19 protein-coding genes and 3 tRNA genes are annotated in these 20,182 nt (G+C 58.1%); 5 read left to right on the top strand and 17 right to left on the bottom strand.

The genetic code is table 11. The features are described 5' to 3' along the window. Positions 1-4 precede the first annotated feature (4 nt). The 5 genes from M2119_RS02135 to M2119_RS02115 all read right to left on the bottom strand — a co-directional run bounded on the left by M2119_RS02135 (position 5) and on the right by M2119_RS02115 (position 4,089). Entirely contained in the window at positions 5-367 is a 363-nt protein-coding gene (locus tag M2119_RS02135; RefSeq protein ID WP_280803329.1) for a rhodanese-like domain-containing protein, read from the bottom strand. Between the two features lie 36 nt (positions 368-403). Continuing rightward, positions 404-1,249: a transglutaminase family protein gene (locus tag M2119_RS02130; protein ID WP_280803328.1), complete on the bottom strand. Its 846-nt coding sequence runs from the start codon at positions 1,247-1,249 to the stop codon at positions 404-406. Further along, entirely contained in the window at positions 1,246-2,175 is a 930-nt protein-coding gene (locus M2119_RS02125) for an alpha-E domain-containing protein (protein ID WP_280803327.1), read from the bottom strand. The genes M2119_RS02130 and M2119_RS02125 overlap by 4 nt, the downstream gene beginning before the upstream one ends. Then, positions 2,169-3,866, bottom strand: a complete 1,698-nt coding sequence (locus tag M2119_RS02120; protein WP_280803326.1) for a circularly permuted type 2 ATP-grasp protein — start codon at positions 3,864-3,866, stop codon at positions 2,169-2,171. The genes M2119_RS02125 and M2119_RS02120 overlap by 7 nt, the downstream gene beginning before the upstream one ends. A gap of 82 nt (positions 3,867-3,948) precedes the next feature. Continuing rightward, a complete protein-coding gene (locus tag M2119_RS02115; RefSeq protein ID WP_280803325.1) occupies positions 3,949-4,089 on the bottom strand; it encodes a DUF2256 domain-containing protein in 141 nt (46 codons plus the stop codon). Positions 4,090-4,194: 105 nt separating this feature from the next. On the opposite strand from M2119_RS02115, the gene M2119_RS02110 reads away from it, so the two are divergent. Both M2119_RS02110 and M2119_RS02105 read left to right on the top strand, forming a co-directional pair. Beyond that, positions 4,195-4,737, top strand: coding sequence for a PadR family transcriptional regulator (locus M2119_RS02110; protein ID WP_280803324.1), 543 nt, complete (start codon positions 4,195-4,197; stop codon positions 4,735-4,737). Positions 4,738-4,776: 39 nt separating this feature from the next. Next, positions 4,777-6,471, top strand: coding sequence for an ABC1 kinase family protein (locus M2119_RS02105; protein WP_280803323.1), 1,695 nt, complete (start codon positions 4,777-4,779; stop codon positions 6,469-6,471). A gap of 296 nt (positions 6,472-6,767) precedes the next feature. On the opposite strand, the gene M2119_RS02100 is transcribed toward M2119_RS02105, so the two are convergent. The 8 genes from M2119_RS02100 to pheA form a co-directional block, all read right to left on the bottom strand. Continuing rightward, positions 6,768-6,840, bottom strand: a tRNA-Arg gene (locus M2119_RS02100). A gap of 70 nt (positions 6,841-6,910) precedes the next feature. Further along, positions 6,911-7,705, bottom strand: a complete 795-nt coding sequence (locus M2119_RS02095) for a transglutaminase-like domain-containing protein (RefSeq protein WP_280803322.1) — start codon at positions 7,703-7,705, stop codon at positions 6,911-6,913. An 88-nt stretch (positions 7,706-7,793) separates the two neighbouring features. Next, positions 7,794-7,885, bottom strand: a tRNA-Ser gene (locus M2119_RS02090). Positions 7,886-7,955: 70 nt separating this feature from the next. Further along, positions 7,956-9,299 (bottom strand): LCP family protein, encoded by a 1,344-nt coding sequence (locus tag M2119_RS02085; protein ID WP_280803321.1) that lies wholly within the window; start codon positions 9,297-9,299, stop codon positions 7,956-7,958. 36 nt (positions 9,300-9,335) lie between these two features. After that, positions 9,336-9,423 (bottom strand) — tRNA-Ser (locus M2119_RS02080). Between the two features lie 90 nt (positions 9,424-9,513). Further along, positions 9,514-10,341: an HAD family hydrolase gene (locus tag M2119_RS02075; RefSeq protein ID WP_280803320.1), complete on the bottom strand. Its 828-nt coding sequence runs from the start codon at positions 10,339-10,341 to the stop codon at positions 9,514-9,516. Next, positions 10,342-11,610 carry a serine--tRNA ligase gene (gene serS / locus M2119_RS02070; RefSeq protein WP_280803319.1) on the bottom strand — a complete coding sequence of 423 codons (1,269 nt, stop codon included), beginning with the start codon at positions 11,608-11,610 and terminating at the stop codon, positions 10,342-10,344. An 18-nt stretch (positions 11,611-11,628) separates the two neighbouring features. Then, positions 11,629-12,573, bottom strand: coding sequence for a prephenate dehydratase (gene pheA, locus M2119_RS02065; protein ID WP_280803318.1), 945 nt, complete (start codon positions 12,571-12,573; stop codon positions 11,629-11,631). Positions 12,574-12,608: 35 nt separating this feature from the next. Here pheA and pgm point away from each other — a divergent pair, with 35 nt between their 5' ends. Then, positions 12,609-14,231 carry a phosphoglucomutase (alpha-D-glucose-1,6-bisphosphate-dependent) gene (gene pgm, locus M2119_RS02060; RefSeq protein WP_280803317.1) on the top strand — a complete coding sequence of 541 codons (1,623 nt, stop codon included), beginning with the start codon at positions 12,609-12,611 and terminating at the stop codon, positions 14,229-14,231. A 12-nt stretch (positions 14,232-14,243) separates the two neighbouring features. Here the strand turns inward: pgm and M2119_RS02055 are convergent, their stop codons facing one another. Then, a complete protein-coding gene (locus M2119_RS02055) occupies positions 14,244-15,020 on the bottom strand; it encodes a M15 family metallopeptidase (protein ID WP_280803316.1) in 777 nt (258 codons plus the stop codon). 23 nt (positions 15,021-15,043) lie between these two features. Here M2119_RS02055 and M2119_RS02050 point away from each other — a divergent pair, with 23 nt between their 5' ends. Continuing rightward, positions 15,044-16,273, top strand: a complete 1,230-nt coding sequence (locus tag M2119_RS02050) for a CapA family protein (protein ID WP_280803315.1) — start codon at positions 15,044-15,046, stop codon at positions 16,271-16,273. 6 nt (positions 16,274-16,279) lie between these two features. On the opposite strand, the gene M2119_RS02045 is transcribed toward M2119_RS02050, so the two are convergent. Beyond that, positions 16,280-16,687, bottom strand: a complete 408-nt coding sequence (locus M2119_RS02045; protein WP_280803314.1) for a winged helix-turn-helix transcriptional regulator — start codon at positions 16,685-16,687, stop codon at positions 16,280-16,282. Positions 16,688-16,793: 106 nt separating this feature from the next. On the opposite strand from M2119_RS02045, the gene M2119_RS02040 reads away from it, so the two are divergent. Then, complete coding sequence (locus M2119_RS02040) at positions 16,794-18,605, top strand: MDR family MFS transporter (protein WP_280803313.1); 1,812 nt, start codon at positions 16,794-16,796, stop codon at positions 18,603-18,605. Between the two features lie 48 nt (positions 18,606-18,653). Here M2119_RS02040 and M2119_RS02035 read toward each other — a convergent pair whose 3' ends face one another. Continuing rightward, positions 18,654-19,319: a pyridoxamine 5'-phosphate oxidase family protein gene (locus M2119_RS02035; protein WP_280803312.1), complete on the bottom strand. Its 666-nt coding sequence runs from the start codon at positions 19,317-19,319 to the stop codon at positions 18,654-18,656. After that, positions 19,312-20,163, bottom strand: coding sequence for a DNA-methyltransferase (locus tag M2119_RS02030; RefSeq protein ID WP_280803311.1), 852 nt, complete (start codon positions 20,161-20,163; stop codon positions 19,312-19,314). Before M2119_RS02030 ends, M2119_RS02035 begins: the two co-directional genes overlap by 8 nt. Positions 20,164-20,182 lie beyond the last annotated feature (19 nt).

Below are 20,182 nucleotides of genomic sequence, written 5' to 3'. Positions count from 1 at the left end.
CGTGTTATTTGACGATTGGCAGGCCCGTCGCAGCTGATGCTGCATCCATACCGCCGGCATCAGTGACATTGGTGAAACCCTTGGTTGTCATAATCTCGACGGCTTGCGCTGAGCGGTTGCCCGAGCGGCAATAGACGATGTAGTCACCATCGGTCGGCAACTGACCCAGAATGATCAAAAAGTCTGGTGCCTGTACATCAATATTGACCGCGCCTTCAAGGTGGCCTTCGTTGTATTCAGCAGGAGTACGAACATCCACAATGATGGTGTTCTCCCCCACGGCGATGGGGTCAGCAGCTGGCGCGCATGCCGCCAGGGCGAAAGTCGCCGCGAGGGCGATCGCAATAATCGCAAAAATCTTCTTCATGACAACCACAGTAGCAGATACCCCCTGGGGTATTAACTATGCTTCCCGGGTGATCTCGACTTTGACGAAAACCCCGGAAGCGCTCGCACCGGCATAGACCCCGCGTAGCGGGGAAACGTCTTTGTAGTCACGGCCGCGTGCAATGAGCACATGGCGTTCCCCAATGTTGAGCATGTTGGTGGGGTCGTAACCGAACCAGTCACCACTAAACCATTCCACCCACGCGTGGGATTCACCGACGATGGTCTCGCCGATGGCAGCATCCGGCTTGGACTGCAGGTAGCCCGAGACATAGCGGGCAGGAATACCGACCGCGCGCAGTGCACCGAGCGTGACGTGAGCAATGTCTTGGCAGACACCCTTCTTGCTGTCCCAAGCATGCTCAGCCGTGGTCTGCACGCCGGTCACACCCTTGGTGTATTCAATGTGTTCGTAGATGGCCGTGGCAATAGCCAGTGCAGCAGCACCAGGATTACTTTCCTTCTCTTTAATATCGAAGGCAAGGTCAATGAGTTCTTGGGGTGGCGACGTCAGACGAGTCTGCTCGGTGAACTCCACAAACTTGGTGGAACTCGTGCGGGCCTTCTCGAGTTCTTCCCAACTGATGTCTGGAACATCACGCAATGCTGGTCGAACTTCCACCACACTCGTCGCGGTGACCGACAGCTCGGTGTGAGGAGTCAGCACTTCGAAAGTGCTGACCTGAGTACCCCAGTAGTCCACATACCCATGCTGCGCAGCGGCAGGGTGAATCTGAAGATTCGCGGTCAGCACGAACTGCTCGTTGCTATTGAAGGGCAGCATGCGCGCTTCGTTGTAGGACGCTGTCGCAGGAAGTTCGTAGGAGAATCCTGTGCGGTGAACTATGCGGAGACGACTCATGAGTTCTCTCCAATCCAGACGGGAACCGCGCTGGTGGGGAAGTACTTTAAGCGAATCTGGTCACTAGCCGCACTCGTCACCGCCTGCACTTCTTCCATGTGGGCGGGGAGGTCATCCATGAACTCGATGATCGGGCGGAACTGCAGCTCACTGCGGATACCGCCGAGCAAACGCTGGGCCTGATCGACCACACCTGCGCGGCCCTCACGAGGATCAATGTCTCGCAAGCACTCTTCGGCTTTGGTCACCGAATACAGAATCGAGCGAGGGAACAAGCGGTCGGTGAGGAGGAACTCTGCCGCATTCCGGGTGGAAGGAACACCGCGATACGTGCGCAGGTATGCCTCATACGCACCACAGCTACGCAAAATGGTGGTCCAGGACGGACCGCTCGCATCCGTGAGCGAGCGTGTGGCCAACAACCTCGCGGTCATATCAGCACGCTCGAGTGCACGACCTAGCGTGAAAAACTGCCAGGCTTCGTCGTGGCTCGTTGCCGAGTCCACAATGCCGATGGCCAGTGCTGCACGCTCGCGCACCCAGCGGAAGTATTCGTGGGTCTTTTCTGCCGCCACCTTTTTCGGAATACGTGCGTTCGTGCTGTTGAGGCACTCCCACAATTCCGTCGACACAATCTCGCGCGCACGACGTGCGTTCTCGCGAGCGGAGGCAATAGCAAAGGCGATCGAACCCGGGTGCTGGCGATCTACAGCCAAGTCATTGATCACATCTTCACGAGTGACAACTCGTCCAGGAGGAAGGTCCGTGCCCATCACCGAGAGCAACGAACGGCAGGCCGTGTCTTCATCAATCCACGGGTCTTCGAGCAGAAGCTGGAGGTGCACGTCGAGAATACGCGCAGTCCCGTCCGAACGCTCAACATAGCGACCGATCCAGAACAAAGACTCTGCAATACGGCTCAGCATGAGCTCACCTCCCCCGCTCGAGACTGCTGTTGCTGTTCTTGCTGCTGGTGACGTTTCGTGGCGTCATGATCTTGCGGCAGGACGGAAGGCAATGACGCCTTGGACTCATGAGCTCCTGAGGTGGAACCTTCAGGATCCGAGTTTTCTTGAGTGGCTTGGTCCGCAACAAGGTCAGAGACACTGACGTGTTCCCGCTTGGCCTTTTTCCCGGGACGATCTTCCATCGGACCAACAACCCATGTGTCTTTGGAGCCACCACCCTGGCTGGAGTTCACCACGAGCTCACCCTCAGGAAGTGCAACTCGTGTTAGTCCACCGGGGAGAACATAGACATCTTCACCGTTGTTCACAGCGAAGGGGCGAAGATCGGCGTGACGGGGACGAATACCATCTTCGACCAACGTGGGGATCGTGGAGAACTGAACCACCGGCTGGGCAATCCAGCCGCGGGGATCGGCAATCAGACGCGTGCGGAGAGCATCCAGCTCCTCCGCTGTTGCGTCGGGTCCGACGACCAGGCCCTTCCCGCCCGAGCCATCCACGGGTTTGACCACGAGCTCGTCAAGACGGTCAAGGACTTCTTCGAGAGCCGCCGGCTCTTCCAAACGCCAGGTGTCAACGTTGGGCAGGATGGGGTCTTCGCCGAGGTAGTAACGCGTGAGGTCAGGGACGTAGGTGTAAACCAACTTGTCGTCGGCCACACCGTTACCGACGGCGTTTGCGATCGTGACGTGACCCAGTCGTGCAGCCAACAGCATGCCGGGGGAACCCAGAATCGAGTCGGGACGGAACTGCAGTGGGTCGATGTATTCATCATCGACGCGGCGATAAATAACATCGACGCGCTTAGGGCCTGCGGTGGTGCGCATCCACACGCGACCGTTCGAGCAGAACAGGTCGCGGCCTTCCACCAGCTCCACACCCATCAGGCGGGCAAGCAGAGTGTGCTCGAAGTACGCAGAGTTATAGACACCCGGGGTCAGCACCACGATGGTGGGCTCGTCCACACCATCGGGTGCAGAGGCCTGCAGTGCTTGCAAGAGGCGGTAGGGATAGTCGCCGACAGGGCGAACACTCATCTCGAGGAAGAGCTCCGGAAGAGTCTGGGCCATCACTCGACGGTTCGAGATGACATAGCTCACACCGGAAGGAACACGAACGTTGTCTTCCAGCACGCGCCAGGCACCTTGCTGGTCGCGGATTAAGTCGATGCCGGCCACGTGAATACGCACGCCATTGGCCGAACGAATACCAGCAGCCTGACGGTGATAGTGACTCGAGGTACTGATCAGCTGGGCAGGAATCACTCCATCCCGCACAGCAACCTGAGGTCCATACACATCGGCCAGGAACATCTCGAGAACTTTGACGCGCTGCTGCACGCCTTTTTCGACGTTGCTCCAGTCATCCGACTCGATCACACGGGGAACAGCATCCAGGGGGAAGGGTCGTTCTTCACCCGCAAAGTCGAAGGTCACTCCTTGAGCCAGGTAGGAGCTAGCCAGAGCTTCGGTGCGGCCCCGCAGTTCCTCTTGCGTCATCTGCGCGAGGGCGTTGTAAAGGTCTTTGTAGGGAGGGCGTGGACTGCCGGGCTTGTCAATCTTGGGGAACATTTCGTCCCACGCAGATGCGCCCTTACGTACCCGCGGTGTTTCGCGAGTGTTGCTATAGCCGTCAAACAGGGTCGCCATACTTACATCCTGCCTGCTCTGCGTTACAAGCAGATTACCGCGAGGTCTCAGCGGGAGGGAAGAGATCCCCTGATGTCACACGTTATTTACCTCGACACTTGTCCGAGCAATACTTGACGTTCTCCCAATCCCTGGCCCATTTCTTTCGCCATTCAAAAGGCAGACCACAGCGCTCACAGGTCTTGGGCGGATAACCATTCTTGGTCTGGGCAACTCGAGGCATGTGCCCACGCTAGTTCAGAATTCGCTGTGAGTGTGGTGAGAAACTTTTCACAATGCCCTCCAGCGATATATCGTTAACTTCTCAGAGCATCTGATGGAGGTCAGCATGAAAGAGTCCTGGAACAAGAATTTTGGTGGCGACTGGCCTGGTGCTGCCTGGCAGAGCCTGGAAGACCTCGGCGGCCAATTCAAGCGCAACGTGGAAATCCGGATGCGCAAGGGCGATGTTCGTTCTGCAGTACTGCGTCTGCTCAACGAATCCCCTATGCACGGTTACCAAATCATCCACGAAATCGAGTCCCGCTCCGGTGGTGTCTGGAAGCCCAGCCCCGGCTCGGTCTATCCCACCCTCCAGCTGTTGGTCGACGAAGGGTTACTGGAGTCTAAAGAAACCAAGGGTCGTCGCACCTACACCCTCACAGAAGCAGGAAAAGCCGTTGCGGCAGCCGAGATCGCTTCCCCTGCACCGTGGGACACCACTATTGACCGCCCCTCCGGCCCTCGCAGCGATCTCGCTGTTGCCGGGGTGAAGCTAGCCAAGGCTGCAGCTGACGTTGCACGCCTCGGTTCAACCGACCAGATCGAGAAGGCAACCGAGCTCCTCCACGAAACGACGGCGACACTCGCCGCCATGTTGAAGCACAATTAAGGGGTGGGAAGTCCCAACTCTGGTCTAGCAAGCGAGCCGATGTCGGCTCGCGCCTCCAGAGCGCGGTATAGACGCATCCTCCGATTCGCGTCTAGACACCTCGCATCCCTCTGGTGGTATGAGCTTGTACTGCCCCGATTGGGTCTTCGAGTCATTGCCAACAAAACCAGGCAGCGCCGCCTCAAGATCATTGCCCGAAGTTTCCAGCGGCTAGCGCTGGACCTCAGCGGACTACTGATAAAGCTCGGACAGTTCATGTCCACGCGTCTGGATGTCCTCCCGCCGGAAATTACTCGAGAATTAGAAGGGCTGCAGGACGAAGTCCCTGCCGTGCCCTTCGCCGCAATTCGTGCCCTCGCAGAGCGCGAACTGGGTGTCCCTCTCGAGAGCATCTTTAGCTTCGTAGATCCCGAGCCCCTGGCAGCTGCGTCCCTCGGACAAGTCCACCGTGCTGTGCTCTCTCCAGCTGAGGCTGACGCTGCGGGTTTGACCGATGTCGTGATCAAGATTCAACGCCCCGGCATCGACACCATCGTGGACGTCGACCTCCGTGCGCTGGGCAAGATTGCCGGATGGCTCAGCAGAATCAGTTTGGTCAACCGCCGAGCTGATGCTCCTGCACTCATGGCCGAGTTTGCGGCCACCTGCCTCGAAGAAATCGACTACCTCAACGAAGCTGCCAACGCAGAGCGCTTTGCGGCAAACTTTGCGGACAACCCCCGAGTTCGTGTTCCCGCGGTTGCCTGGGAGCGCACGACGCGTCGAGTGCTCACCCAAGAAGATGTCACCGACATCAAGATCACCGACCTGCCCGCACTACGAGCAGCCGGTATTGATCCTGCAGACGTGGCCAACGAGTTCGCTGCGATCATGTTTGACCAGGTCTTCATTCACAACTTCTTCCATGCCGATCCCCACCCCGGCAATGTCTTTATTCAGCCCCTGCCAGAGCCCGATGCCAATGGGCTGACCTGGCGCATGACGTTTATCGACTTCGGCATGATGGGCGAGGTTCCCTCCAGCTTGGGTCGCGCCCTCCGCACCACGGTGATTGCAGCAGCTTCCCGCGATGGCGCGGGCATGGTCGATGGCATGCGCGAGATCGGTGTGCTCATGCCCAGTGCGGACACCGTGGAACTCGAGCGAGCACTGACCAAAGTATTCGACCGTTTTGGTGGCGTGAGCTTTGTGGAACTGCAGAAAGTTGACCCCCGGGAATTCCGCGCCTTTGCCTCTGAATTCACGGACATTATTCGTGCGCTGCCGTTCCAGTTCCCCGAGAACTTCCTCCTCGTCGTCCGCGCTATCTCGCTCACGTCTGGAGTCTGTAGTTCGGTCAACCCCCAGTTCAATATCTGGAACGCGATTGAGCCTTACTCGGCCAAGCTCATCCGAGCGGAGGGCGGCAATGTTATTCAGGCCTTCCTCAAGGACGGTCTCTCAAACTTTGCTTTGCTCACCCGCCTCCCCAAGCGTGTGGACTCACTCATTAGCCGCGCGGAAGCGGGTCAATTGACGCTGCGTAATCCGGAGCTGGAGCGTCGCACATCCACGCTGAACAGAAGCGTGAGACGGGTTATCTCGGCGGTGCTCTTTGGAGTGCTGTTTATCGGTGGGCTCATTGTGATTGATCGCCATAGCGTTCTGGGGACCTGGATGCTGATTGTTTCAGCGGTGCCACTTGTGCATGCGCTTTTTGCGGAAGTGGTTGCCCGCAAAGGGCCTTTGCCCTAACCGGGGTGAGCTCGGTGGGCTACTGACCCAAATCAAACTCTTCCGCGGCCCTGCGATCATACTCATTTCTTACCAAGTGGTAATTGTTCCAGGGCTCATCTTCGGAACCGCCTAAGGCAAACACACGGTCTCGGATTACCTCGAGTTCAGGATGATTGTGCTCGGAAGCCACTGCATAAGCATCGAGTTCTGCTACCCGATAGCGAAGCTGTTCGAGATCGCAATCGAAAAAGTCAGGTAACACCGAAACCCACAATCCCGGGAATGTTCACCGAGGAGAAGAAGCAAGAAATGTGTGCGCCCGGAGGGATTCGAACCCCCAACCTTCTGATCCGTAGTCAGATGCTCTATCCGTTGAGCTACGGGCGCAGTGTTGAAAACAACTTTGAAAGCATAGCAGGGCTGAACTGTCTCGAAAAATCGAGCACGTGAGTTCCCACTAGGTCGAGAGGTTGACCAGGTCTGCGTGATTGTCATCCTGGAAATCATCAGCCTGAGCGGCAACCGTGAGCGAACCAAAGTTCACCTGGCCACCCATCACGGTCAACCACGCCGTATCTGCAGCATCTCGACCCGTCGCGATGCGCATCAAGGTGTGACGTGGTGCACGGCCGGTGGAATCAAACACATGCCAGGAGCCGTCAATGAACGCTTCCGTGACAGCATGGAAATCCATGGGCGTCACACCCGGGGCATAGGTGGAAACAAGACGTGCGGGAACATCCAGCGCGCGCAGCAGCGCAATGTTCAAATGAGCAAAGTCGCGGCAGACTCCGTGACGCGCGATCAGGGTGTGGAGCGCACCATCCGAGGAACGACTGGTGCCGGGGATATAGCTGAGCTGACTAAACACCCAGTCACGCACGCCGTTGACTAAGTCAACACCGCTCATACCGCCAAACTCCGCCCGGGCCACATTGCCCAGCTGGTCCGACTCGCAATAACGGCTCTGGCGGAGGTAGTGAATAAGTTCAGATTCCTCGACCATCGGGGGCGGGGTTTGTCCGGTGATGACGGCGTCATAGCCGACCGTAATACGACCGGAGTCAACATCGGCGATGTGGAGGCGGGCACCGTGCTGGTCCAGGATCTCTCGAACCGGAACATCAACTTCGTCTTGGCGAACGATGAAGCTTTCTTCGGCATTGTCTTTATCTGCCACCGCGATAGACATGATGAGGCGCGCAGGGTCTTTGGCATGCAGCACGACATGGGCTGAAGCAGTTCTACGCATGATGACAGTCTCCGACTCCGATGGGGCAAATACAAGAGCAGGCCCCCACCCGCCGAAAAAAGAAATCGCCCTGACCGGGCGATGTTCTTGGCGGAGACGGCGGGATTTGAACCCGCGGTCCCCTTACGAGGACTCCACCTTAGCAGGGTGGTGCACTAGGCCGAACTATGCGACGTCTCCATGCGCTCATGCGTAAACATAAGCACCTGTGCAATCATACCGGCACTATTTACCCGGTAATAATCGGGCGTTATTGCTGGTCGAGCGTGCGGCCAGCAGAGCAGGTGTAGTCGTTTGCGGTCTGTCCGTTGACGGTGTCTGGAAGCACGGCAACAGTGGGTGCTGGGGTGGCAGCTTCTGCGGGCTGTGCTGCTGCACTCGAGGATGCGGAGGAGGAGGTGCTCGGCGTCGGTGACGCCTTCGCAGCCTTGGCGGCTTCCTTTGCGGCAGCCTCTGCTGCCGCAGCAGCCTTGGCTTCCGCCTCAGGGTCAGCGACAGAACCGTTCCCCGTTCCACCGCTCAAGCCAACAGGCTGGTCGGCAAGAATGGCCGCAAAGATGGCATCTGCTGCAGCCTGGTCAGGCTGAACCTTGCCCGCATAGACACCCTCGCCACCGGTGGTGCCCGGGTACTGGATAAAGACCACGTTCTCAAGCGGGATGTCCTTGAGCGCCATCGCAATAGACACCATGGTGTCCATGCTGTTGAGCGAGTTCGACAAGGTCATGTTAGAGATGGCGGCCTTGGCCAGACCGAAGAGAGCAACAGGGTTGGTCAGGGTCTGCGCACTTTTCAGTTTGCGAACGAGGGAAGACAGGAACACCTGTTGGTTACTAATACGGCCAAGGTCACTTCCGTCACCCACGCCATGACGGGTGCGGAGGAACTGAAGTGCTTGGAGACCGGAGAGGGTGTGCATTCCAGCGTCGAGGAAGGTCTGGGTGTATTCGTCTTCGATGGGCTCGGCCACACACACTTCAACACCGCCAACAGCGTTGGCCATTTCGATGACGCCGTTGAACTGGATCATGGCAGCGAACGGAATGCTGAGGCCTGTGAGTTCTTCTACGGTGAGCACAACACAGGGAAGGCCACCTTCGTTCAAGGAGGCGTTAATGGGCCCTGTCCATCCGCCTCCGCCATAGCCGTCACCGTCCACATCAGGACATTCGGGATAGCGCACGACGAGGTCGCGGGGAATGGAAATGATGGTGGCGTTGGTGTGGTCAGCCGAGATGTGAAGAACAATGTTCACGTCGTTGAGGGTGCTGCCGGGGTCCTCATCAAAGACGCCAGGGTCTGTGCCTTCACGGGAGTCAGAACCAACTAAGAGGAAGTTCACGCCGCCCTCGATGGCGCCGATGTCAGGAATCTTTTGATCGTTTGCCAAGGCAATACCGGCATTTGCACTGCGGGCGATATCCCAGAATGCGATGCCGGCAATCGAGGCAACAGCAATGAGAACGACTGCGAGACCGCCACCAATCACACCAAGCAGACTGCGGCGACGAGAGGTGGGAGCTATTTGTCCGTGTCGAACGGCAGAGGAGGGCGTGGCGATGCGACGCGCACGTGGACGCTTCTCTTCGCTCATACCTACCCCGATCGGTTTACGGAACTTGGGCGACTCTGGCGGAGGGCGTGGGATTCGAACCCACGGTACATTGCTGCACACTGGTTTTCAAGACCAGCTCCTTCGGCCGCTCGGACAGCCCTCCATGTTGAATTCCGAAGAATTCAACTGGATGAGTCTACCGGACTGTCAGGTTCTAGGCTTTCAGAGCTTCCTGCGAAAGCCCTGAGTGGAATTAGGGCAGAGTTTTCAGTGCGTCCAGGAGACCGAGATTGGCCACATCTCCACACACTTCGCTAGCCACATCTTTCACATCTTGGTCGGCGTTGCCCATGGCAACTCCGCGACCGAGTTCACCTGCCCAGGTGAGCATCTGAATGTCGTTGTTGCCATCCCCGGCAGCAAAGATGCGTGCGCGGGGGAAACCCAGGGCTTCGCGAACCTGCTCCAGGGCGGATGCTTTGCTGACGCCCTCCGGAGCGACGTCCAACCAGGCAGCCCAGCCGATGGCATAGGTCACGCGCTGCAAACCGATGCGGTTCACCACTGAGAGAAACTCTTCGGTGTCATGGTCGGGCGACACCACGACAACACGCGTGGCATTCAGCGACAGCATGTCCTCGAACTTCACTTGGTGGGAGAGCAAGTTGGGGTCTACGCCCGGGATGGGTTCGGTGTAGTAGTAGTTGCCAAACTCATCCTCGACCGCATACTTGCCTGCCGGCAGGTGCTCTTTAATCAGACGCAAGGCACGTTCGGGGTTAAAGGTCTCCACGCGGTGCGTGACATACCCGTTGCCGGCCAGAGGATCACGCTTCAAAAGCATCGCCCCGTTAGAGCAGACAACGTATTCGGGCCAGATGTTCAGTTGACGGAGCACGGGGATGGTCTCGACCAAGGAGCGGCCGGTGGCCAACATCACTTCGTGTCCACGAGCAGCAATGGCCTTAACTTCTGCAACGACCTCGGGAGCAACGTCCCCGCGGTGGGTCAGCAGGGTGCCATCCACGTCGAGCGCAACGAGCCAACGCTCGTCTTCTGGAACCTGCGTCACGGTCGACACTTAGACGCCCACCGGAGTAATCACAGACAGGCCGCCGAGGTAGGGGCGAAGTGCTTCGGGAACGATGACTGAGCCATCAGCCTGCTGGTGTGTTTCCAGAATCGCAACCAGCCAGCGCGTGGTGGCGAGGGTTCCGTTCAGGGTCGCAACCGGAGCGGTCTTCCCGCTCTCTGTGCGGTAGCGAGTTTCCAGGCGACGTGACTGGTAGGTCGTGCAGTTCGAGGTGCTGGTGAGTTCTCGGAACGCACCCTGGGTGGGTACCCAGGCTTCAATGTCGAACTTGCGGGCTGCACTGGAGCCCAGGTCTCCGGCAGCCACATCGATGACGCGGTAGCTCAGACCGAGAGACTGCAGCATGCCTTCTTGCCAGGCCACGAGGCGGTCGTGCTCTGCTTCGGCTTCTTCGGGCAGGGTGTACACAAACATCTCGAGCTTGTTGAACTGATGCACGCGAATAATCCCGCGAGTGTCCTTGCCGCTTGATCCAGCCTCGCGGCGGTAGCAAGTAGACCACCCGGCATAACGCAGGGGGCCCTCAGCCAGGTCAATGATTTCGTCGGAGTGGTACCCGGCGAGCGCGACTTCACTTGTCCCGGTCAAGTAGAGGTCATCTGCGGGGAGGTAGTAGATCTCATCCGAGTGCTCTCCCAGGAAGCCGGTGCCCTGCATGATGTCGGGGCGCACGAGTGTGGGAGTAATGAGAGGAATAAAGCCAGCTTCCAGTGCGCGGTCAAGTGCGAGGTTCATCAGGGCGAGTTCGAGACGCGCACCGATGCCTCTAAGGAAGTAAAAACGTGCTCCGGAAACCTTGGTGCCCCGCGCCATATCGATAGCACCGAGGCTTTCGCCGAGCTCCAGGTGGTCCTTGGGCTCAAAATCGAAGGTGGGGATGGTGCCCACTTCACGCAGGGTGACGAAGTTGTCTTCCCCGCCGGCAGGAATACCGTCAATGATCGGGTTCTGAATTTTGCGAGCTGCCTCGGTGTAGGCCTCATCTGCTGCGTTGGCAGCAGCGTTGGCCTCTTTTACTTTGGCTGCAAGCTGTGCAACCTCGGCCAGAAGGGCCTTCTTCTCATCGCCTTGTGCCTGTCCCACCTTCTTGCTGAACACGTTCTGCTCGGCACGCAGTTCTTCAAACTGGGCCAAGGCAGCACGACGTGCAGCATCAGCATCTAACGCAACATCGACAAAACTGGGGTCTGAACCGCGAGCCACTTGGGAGGCTCGGATAACGTCAGGGTTTTCGCGCAGCAATACGGGGTCAATCACTCCCCCAGTTTACGGTGACTAGTCGCCGAGTATCTCCGCAAGCCAGTCTCGAGCATCCGTGAACACATCATCGGCATAGCGGGAGGAATGCTGTGTCTGCTCTTTGTCTGCGCGAGGGTAAGAACCCAAGAAGATTACCTTGGGGCTGAAGCGACGAAGACCCAGGAGTGCATCAGCCACACGCTCGTCACGAGCGTGGCCTTCAGCGTCAATGACGAAGCGGTAGCGACCGAATTCGTCACCAATGGGACGCGACTGAATCAGGGTCAGGTTCACGCCGCGAGTAGCGAACTGTTCCAGCATTTCCAGCAGAGCACCGGCACGGTCGTCAGGCAATTCCACGATGAGGCTGGTCTTATCGGACCCGGTAGGCGCTGGCAACTCGGTGGTCTTGCTCACCAGCACGAAGCGGGTGACGGCATTGGGGTTGTCTGCGATTCCAGAAGCAAGAACCTCCACGTCGTAGTGACGGGCAATACCTGCAGGCGCAATCGCTGCATCTGCGGTGTCTGTTTCTAACAGACTGGCCGCAGCTGCCACATTACTGGAGGAGGGAATGTGACCGTGATGTGGGAGGTTCTTTTCCAACCAACCGCGGCACTGTGCATAGGCAACCGGATGCGCGTTGACAACGTTCACGTCTGCCAGGGTGGTGCCCTTCGGCGCAACGAGGTCGAAGGCCACGGGCACGAGGTATTCCCCCATGATGCGCAGGTTGGGAATGTTGGCCAAGGCGTCCTGCGTGGCAGTGACGCCACCTTCCACTGAATTTTCAATCGCAATCATGGCCGCGACAGAGCGCCCCGAGACAACATCAGCGAGTGCTTCGCCGACATTATTGACCGAGTGCCAAGTCTGACCCGCAGCGGCGGGGACCTGCGCCAGGGCAGCCTCAGTAAAGGTGCCGGCAGGACCGAGATAGCTATACGCCGGTGCTGTCGTTACTTTTTCTGAAGAACCCATGTCCCAAATGCTACCGGCACTGGCAAACTGGTCTGGTGACCAACCGCGCAGGAACCCAGGCTCTCCCCTCCGATCTCATCGATATCGATGCCCTCGTGAAGGCGTATTACGACCTCACCCCGGATATGAACGTGCCCGAACAACGCGTCGTTTTTGGCACCAGCGGGCACCGCGGATCTTCCCTCAACGCAGCTTTCAATGAACAGCACATCCTCGCCACCACCCAGGCCATTGTGGAATACCGTGCCCTGCAGGGCATCACAGGGCCTCTCTTTATGGGGGCAGACACCCACGGTCTGAGCCGTCCCGCACAAGAAACGGCTCTGGAAGTACTCGTTGCCAACGGGGTCCGTGTGCTCACAGACTCCCGTGATGGTTTCACCCCGACGCCTTCGATTTCCCACGCGATTTTGGCCTATAACAAGGCGGGGCATGCCGATGAAGCTGACGGCATTGTGGTCACTCCTAGTCACAACCCTCCACAAGATGGTGGTTTCAAATACAACCCCCCACACGGCGGTCCTGCGGATGGTTCCGCCACCAACTGGATTGCCGCCCGGGCCAACAAGCTCATCGAGGGAGGGCTGGTTGATGTTAAACGCACCAACCCTGAAGGCGCCGCCGAGGACTACGACTTCCTCGAGCACTACGTTGCTGACCTCGAGAACGTGATCAACATGCAGGTCATCGCCGAATCCGGTGTTCGCATAGGCGCCGACCCTCTCGGTGGTGCTTCTGTTGCCTACTGGGCTGCCATCCAGGAGCGCTATGGCCTGAACCTCACAGTCGTAAACCCAGAAGTAGACCCTGCCTGGGCCTTCATGACTCTGGACTGGGATGAGAAGATCCGCATGGACCCTTCGAGCCCGAACGCGATGGCGTCCCTCATTGCCAAACGTGCTGACTTTGATGTGCTGACCGGCAACGATGCCGACGCGGACCGCCACGGCATCGTGACGCCCGATGGTGGGTTGATGAATCCCAACCACTACCTCGCTGTCGCCATTGAATACCTGTTCGCCCACCGTCCCGGCTGGCGTGACGATGCGCGCATCGGCAAGACACTGGTGTCCAGTTCCATGATTAACTTCGTCGCTGATGGTCTCGGCCGTGTGCTGTGGGAAGTCCCTGTGGGTTTCAAGTGGTTTGTGCCTGGCCTGGTCGATGGCTCGGTTGGTTTCGGTGGCGAAGAAAGCGCGGGAGCGTCCTTCCTGCGACACGATGGCACCGTGTGGACCACGGACAAAGACGGCATCATTCTGGCGCTTCTGGCTGCAGAGATTATTGCCGTCACCGGCAAGAGTCCTTCCGTTCTTTACCGGGAGCTGACCGAGCGTTTCGGCGACCCGGCCTATGAACGCGTCGATGCCCCCGCCAACCGCGAAGCCAAGGCTCGCCTCGGCAAGCTCAGCGGTGACGACATCACCGCCTCAGAGCTTGCCGGCGATCCCATCATTGCGAAGCTCTCTCACGCCCCCGGCAATGGCGAAGCTATTGGTGGCGTGAAGGTGGAAACCGAGTTTGCGTGGTTTGCTGCACGCCCCTCGGGAACCGAGGACGTCTACAAAATCTATGCGGAATCGTTCAAGGGGCCAGAGCACCTCAAGCTGGTGCAGGCTGAAGCGAAGAAAATCGTGGACGCTGCGCTCAATGCCTAAGCAAATCTGCTGCTATTTATAGCTCGGTGCCGCGTCCAGGCCGAAGAATTCCTCGAGCGTCTGAATGCCGGTGTTGTGCATCTCGGTAGCGAGTTCCACACCTACGTATCTGAAGTGCCATGGTTCATACGTGAAGCCCGTTATCGCTTCCTTGCCTGCGGGATAGCGCAGCACAAAACCATATTCATAAGCGTGAGTTGCTAGCCATTGGCCAGCCGCGGTCGATTCGAAGCACGCGGTGAGATAACAGGAGCCGCCATCGTCGAAGTCGACGGCGAGTCCGGTCTGATGTTCGGAGTGTCCTGGCCGGGCAGAGTAAGTGTCTGCTGCTTCTTGGCCGTCTCGGTTGACGTACTTGTTATAAAGCGCCACTTGGGTGTTGTAGTCACGGTAGGCACTAATGATGCCGAAGTTCACCCCCTGAGATTGGGCTGCTGCGTAGAGTTGCTCCACGGCCCGTGCTGCCGGTTCCCGCAGTGGCTGACTAAATTCGTTGGGTACCCCTGCCACAGTCGAGAGATCACTGGGCACAAATTCGGCGGGGTTGAGGGAGCGATGCTTGTTGCTCACGACCCAGATCGACATGGGGTCATCGAGGGACAGTACCGTCCGATTAAATAGGGCCGTGGGAGTTGCAGAAACAACAGCGTCAGCACTTGGGGTAACGGTGAGCTTCGCTGTCGGCTCAGTTTCTGGGGCTGCTGAGCAGCCCGCAAAGAGCAATCCGGTGATCAAGGCATAGCCCACCACCGTTGTTGCCCACACCCGCCTTGTCACCACGTGCTCCACAGTACCGCGGCTAGCATGAGGGAATGGGTGGAAGTAGATGGCGCGGGCTCAGTTTGACTCGTCGTCGAACCATTGTTGGGGTGATTGCCATACTCCTCGTGGTCGCTGGCGTGGGTGTCTGGGCACTGGCCACCTCAGCTCAGCCGGCCGCGCCTGTTGCCGCTCCCCGCTCGAGTAGCTCTCCCGAGGTCACTGCCACACCTACTCCGACACCAACAGATACGCGGGTGACCGTCTCAGCTATGGGGGACATGCTTCCCCACGATGCCGTGAACCAAGAAGCCCGTCAGGCAGATGGCTCCTATAACTACACCCCTTTTCTCAGCGACCTGAAGCCGATCATTGCCTCCTCGGGGATTGTGTTTTGTAATCAAGAAGTTCCCAGTGCTGGTGAAGCTTTTGGCATTACCGGCTACCCCTCTTTCAACGCACCCGAGCAGTTTGCTCGTGACCTCAGCAGCTTTGGTTGCAATGCCATCAACACGGCCACCAACCACTCCAATGACAAAGGTCAGGGTGGAATTGAGGGCACCCGCGCAGTGTGGGACAGCATCTCACCGCTCTTGATCAGCGGAGCGAACCGCAGTCCTGAAGAGCAAAACACCGTCATGTTCACCGAGGTGGACGGTATTCGGTTCGCGCTGGTCTCTTTTGCCGAATACTCCAATGCTGCGGTCAGTAATGACTACAGCGTGAACTTCTATGGCAACGATGGCTTGGTGCAGAATCTGATGGCCCAGGCGGATGCCGGAGCAGACGTCGTGCTCGTCTCCATGCACTGGGGGACTGAATATTCCAACGGCGTCAACGCCAACCAACAGGCCGCTGCCGCTCGTGTTGCGGAACTCGGTGCGGATGTCATTATTGGCACCGGCCCTCACGTGCTCGAGCCCGTGGAGTGGATCCCAGGTGCCAACGGGGCACAAACCTTGGTGTGGTACTCGATCGGTAACTTACTTTCCACTCAGCTGGAACTTCCTCAGCTCATTGGTGGCGTTGCACAATTCGACGCGGTGAAGAAAAAGGATGGCACCGTCACGATCGAAGCTCCCCGCTTCATCCCGACCTATATGCACTACGAATGGACAGCCGAACAGGCCGCTGCTGGCGACCTCTTGGCCCGCACCAACCTGCACGTGTATCCGTTTAGTGCGGCAGCAGAGGCCCTCAGTCGGTCACTATTTACCACCAGCGTGGAGGAGCAATATAACTACGTGCGGACCGTGCTGGGTCCCGTCGCCACGGTTGAATAGCGAGGGTTAACTCGCCACCTCTGAGAGGTGCGAAGTGGATGCGTCATAGGCTGCACGACTGTTCACAATGACATCTTTGTGTTCCAGAGCCCAGGTTGCCACCGCGAGTGCTGGTTCGCGCAGAGTGCGTCCCAGCTCGGTCAAGGTGTATTCCACCCAAGGCGGCACATCAGGGTGCACGACGCGTTCGATCAAACCATCACGCTCAAGCTGACGCAGTGTCACAGTGAGCATTCGACGAGAAATACCGGGGGTTGCAACGAGGAGTTCGGTATAGCGCCCGGCCTTCTTGCCGAGGTTACCCATGACGAGCAGGCTCCACTTGTCCCCGATGCGGCTGAGGATGGAATAGAACAGTTCTTTCTCATCCCCGGCACAGAGTGCCCGGATTGCTTCGCGTTGATCGTGCGCCATGAGCCCCTCCTCGTGCCATTGCGTGTGGTGATTGAGTTTTACTGTATCGGTTTTAGGTTACTCATGCGTACTCGAGTTACTTTTAGTTACTGCTAGGGTAGTGCCTATGTCTTCCAAGCCTTCCGCCGTAGCCGAAACGATCATGTCCAAGCGGGAAATCCTGCTCGTCATGGTCGGTTTGATGGCCGGTATGTTCCTCTCCGCTCTCGACCAAACCGTCGTGAGCACGTCGATGCGCACCATTGCCGATGATCTCGACGGTATGGCACTCCAGGCCTGGGTCACCACCGCCTACATGATCATGTCGACCATCTCGACACCGCTCTACGGCAAGCTCAGCGACATCTTCGGTCGTCGCCCGCTGTTCATTATCGCGATCTCTATCTTTGTGATTGGCTCCCTGCTTGCGGGTACAGCGCACACCATGTACGAACTTGCGGGTTACCGCGCTATTCAGGGCCTTGGTGCTGGTGGTTTGATGGCCCTGCCGTTGGCCATCATGGGTGACATGCTCGCACCACGTGAGCGAGCAAAGTACCAGGGTTTCTTCCTCGCCGTCTTCGGCGTCTCGTCTGTCATTGGCCCCCTCATTGGTGGAGTGCTCTCGGGCACTCCCGAAATTCTGGGGATCACCGGATGGCGCTGGGTCTTCTTGATCAACGTTCCTATCGGAATTGTGGCTCTGGCCATCGTTCTCAAGTCATTGCACTTGCCCAAAACTCATCGTCGCGTTCGCATTGACTGGTGGGGTGCTGCCACGGTTATCACTGCCACCGTTCCGCTCTTGGTTGTGGCTGAACAAGGCCGCGAGTGGGGCTGGCTCTCCACAGCGTCCATCTCCTGCTACTTAGTTGGCGTGCTGTCCGCGGTCGCGTTTGTCATGATCGAACGTTCCATGGGAGATGACGCGCTCATCCCGATGAAGATGTTCAAGTCCCAGACATTCTCCATGGCCACCATCTTGGGTGTGTTCGTGGGATTCGGAATGTTCGGCGCCATGATGACCATCCCCCTCTACCTCCAGCTGGTCAAGGGTGCTACACCCACCGAGAGCGGTCTGCTCATGTTGCCCATGATCTTGGGGCTCATGATTGCCAGCATCGTCAGTGGTCAAGTCATGGCGAAGACCGGGAGTTACAAGTGGTTCCCCCGACTCGGTACTGCATTCATGGTTCTGGGATTCTTCTTGTTTACTCGTTTGGCGTGGGATAGCCCGCTGTGGTTTGTCATGGTCGGCATGTTCTTTATGGGTATTGGCCTTGGTCAACTCATGCAAACCCTCACCGTGGCGAGCCAAAACTCTGTCGGCCCTCGAGACATTGGTGTGGCCACCAGCTCTTCCACCTTCTTCCGCACCATGGGTGGCACTGCGGGAACTGCAATTCTGTTCTCGGTGCTGTTCAACACCATTCCCGAAGCATTGAAGTCCGCTTTTGCCACACCGTCCATCACGGTGGGTGTCGCGAAGGCATTGGCTGATCCAACCATCACCTCCGACCCCGCAAACGCAGCCATCATCGAGGTCTACAAGAACCCCGCGGCGGTGGGTACTGCCCTCGATGGAGACACGTCCTTCTTGGTTGGTGCCAACGAAGCGTTAGCTAAGCCGTTCTTAGTCGGCTTCGCTGATGCAACGGTCACGGTGTACTGGATCGGACTCGGCGTCGTCATTGTGGCGTTCGTCTTGAGCTGGTTCCTCAAGGCAACCCCGCTGCGCCAAAAGTCCGCCATGCAGGAAGCCGCTGATGAAGACGCCTCCCTACTGGCCGAGCGTGCGGCAGACATGATGGGGTCCATGGTTGAGCCTGGCACCGCAACCGGTCAGATTGCACTCGCTCAGGCTGAAGAGCGGGAAGCTGCTCGTGAAGCCCACAAGCGTAAGGCGCAACAAAAAGCTGCAAAGAAGACCAACGCTTAGTTCACTCCGCGTGAATATCTCTGCCCCGGTTCACCGGGGCAGAATGCGTTAAGCCAGCTTGATCGTTTGAGCGATCACCGAAGGAGAAACCGGAGTTCCTTCCGGGGTCATGGCCGAAGGAATGGGTGCACCTGCAACCGTGCGCAGTGGCAGGATTCCTGCCCAGATCGCACGGTCATCCCCGTCGTCCTCGAATTCATCGACAGGCTTGTCGCTGATTTTCACGCTCACCACATCCAGGGGGACGCGCAACACCATCGTGGCCGCCAGTTCCTTCTTGGTAGTGTCACGAACTTCTTCCCAGCGCCCCGGCATCATGTGGTTGGTCAAGATCCCCAACGCGGTGAGCTTGTCTTCCCCTTCAACCAGGGTTGCACTGCCCTGAATCACGGCAGAGCGATAGTGCATGGAGCTTTCAAAAGCAGAGCGGGCATAGACCAGACCCTCCAGCAGCGTGACTGCAATGGTCAACGGTCTGCCGTCTGCGATTTCGCGGAACAGTCCCGAACCGGTGGAGCCATGAATAAGCAGAGTATCTCCGTCACGACCAATACCCACCGGGAGCACGAGCGGCTTACCGTCCCGCACGATGGCCACGTGACCCACGATGGCGTCATCCAGCAATGCATTCAGTGCCGCGCGATCAAAGACCTGCTTCTCCGGCAGGCGCTTCACGCGGGTTTCTTCGGTGCGGGGTAGTTCGTGGTTACTCAAAGCGGACAACTCCCTCCAGTGGGGCGAAACGCTTGCGCATCACGGCGAGCGCTTCAGGGTTTTGATCAATCAAAATAAAGTGACGGCCCAATGATGCAGCAACAGCACCGGTGGTGCCACTGCCGGCAAAGAAATCAATCACGGTGTCCCCCTCGCGGCTGGAAGCCTGGATGATGCGGCGCAGAATGCCTTCTGGTTTCTGCGTCGGATATCCGGTCTTCTCTTTGCCCGTGGGCGAGACGATGGTGTGCCACCAAACGTCGGTGGGAAGTTTGCCCTTGGCGGCCTTCTCTGGCGTGACCAGACCCGGTGCCATATAGGGCTCACGGTCTACTTCTTCCGAGTTGAAGTAATAGCCCTTGGGGTTCTTCACATAAACCAAGATGGTGTCGTGCTTGGCGGGCCAGCGACCTTTCGCCTTCGCGCCATAGTCATAAGCCCAGATGAGTTCGTTGATAAACGACTCCCGGCCAAACAGTGCATCAAGCATGACCTTGGCGTAGTGAGCTTCGCGGTAGTCGAGGTGGAGGTAGAGCGTTCCGTCGTCAGCGAGCAAACGCCACGCTTCGCGCAGGCGAGGCTCCAAGAATGCCCAATAGTCATCGAAGCGGTCGTCGTAACTCATCAGGTCACTGCGGGTGCGCTCGTAGCTCTTGCCTTTAAAGCCGGCAAGGCCTTTGGTGGAGTCATCGGCAGCAAGGACAGTAGTGACCTTGCTGCGGCTTTGCTCACGGCCTGTGTTGAATGGCGGATCGATATAGATCAGCGTGGCCGTGGCATCCGGAAGGGTCGCTAAAACCTCGAGGTTGTTTCCCTCGATCACGCGACCGCTCACAGAACTCATTCGCCCATTCTCGCAGTTA

Source organism: Aurantimicrobium minutum, assembly GCF_029894165.1.
GTDB lineage: Bacteria > Actinomycetota > Actinomycetes > Actinomycetales > Microbacteriaceae > Aurantimicrobium > Aurantimicrobium minutum_A.
Note: the sequence above shows the minus strand (reverse complement) of the source record. Positions and strands in the feature narration are given on the sequence as shown.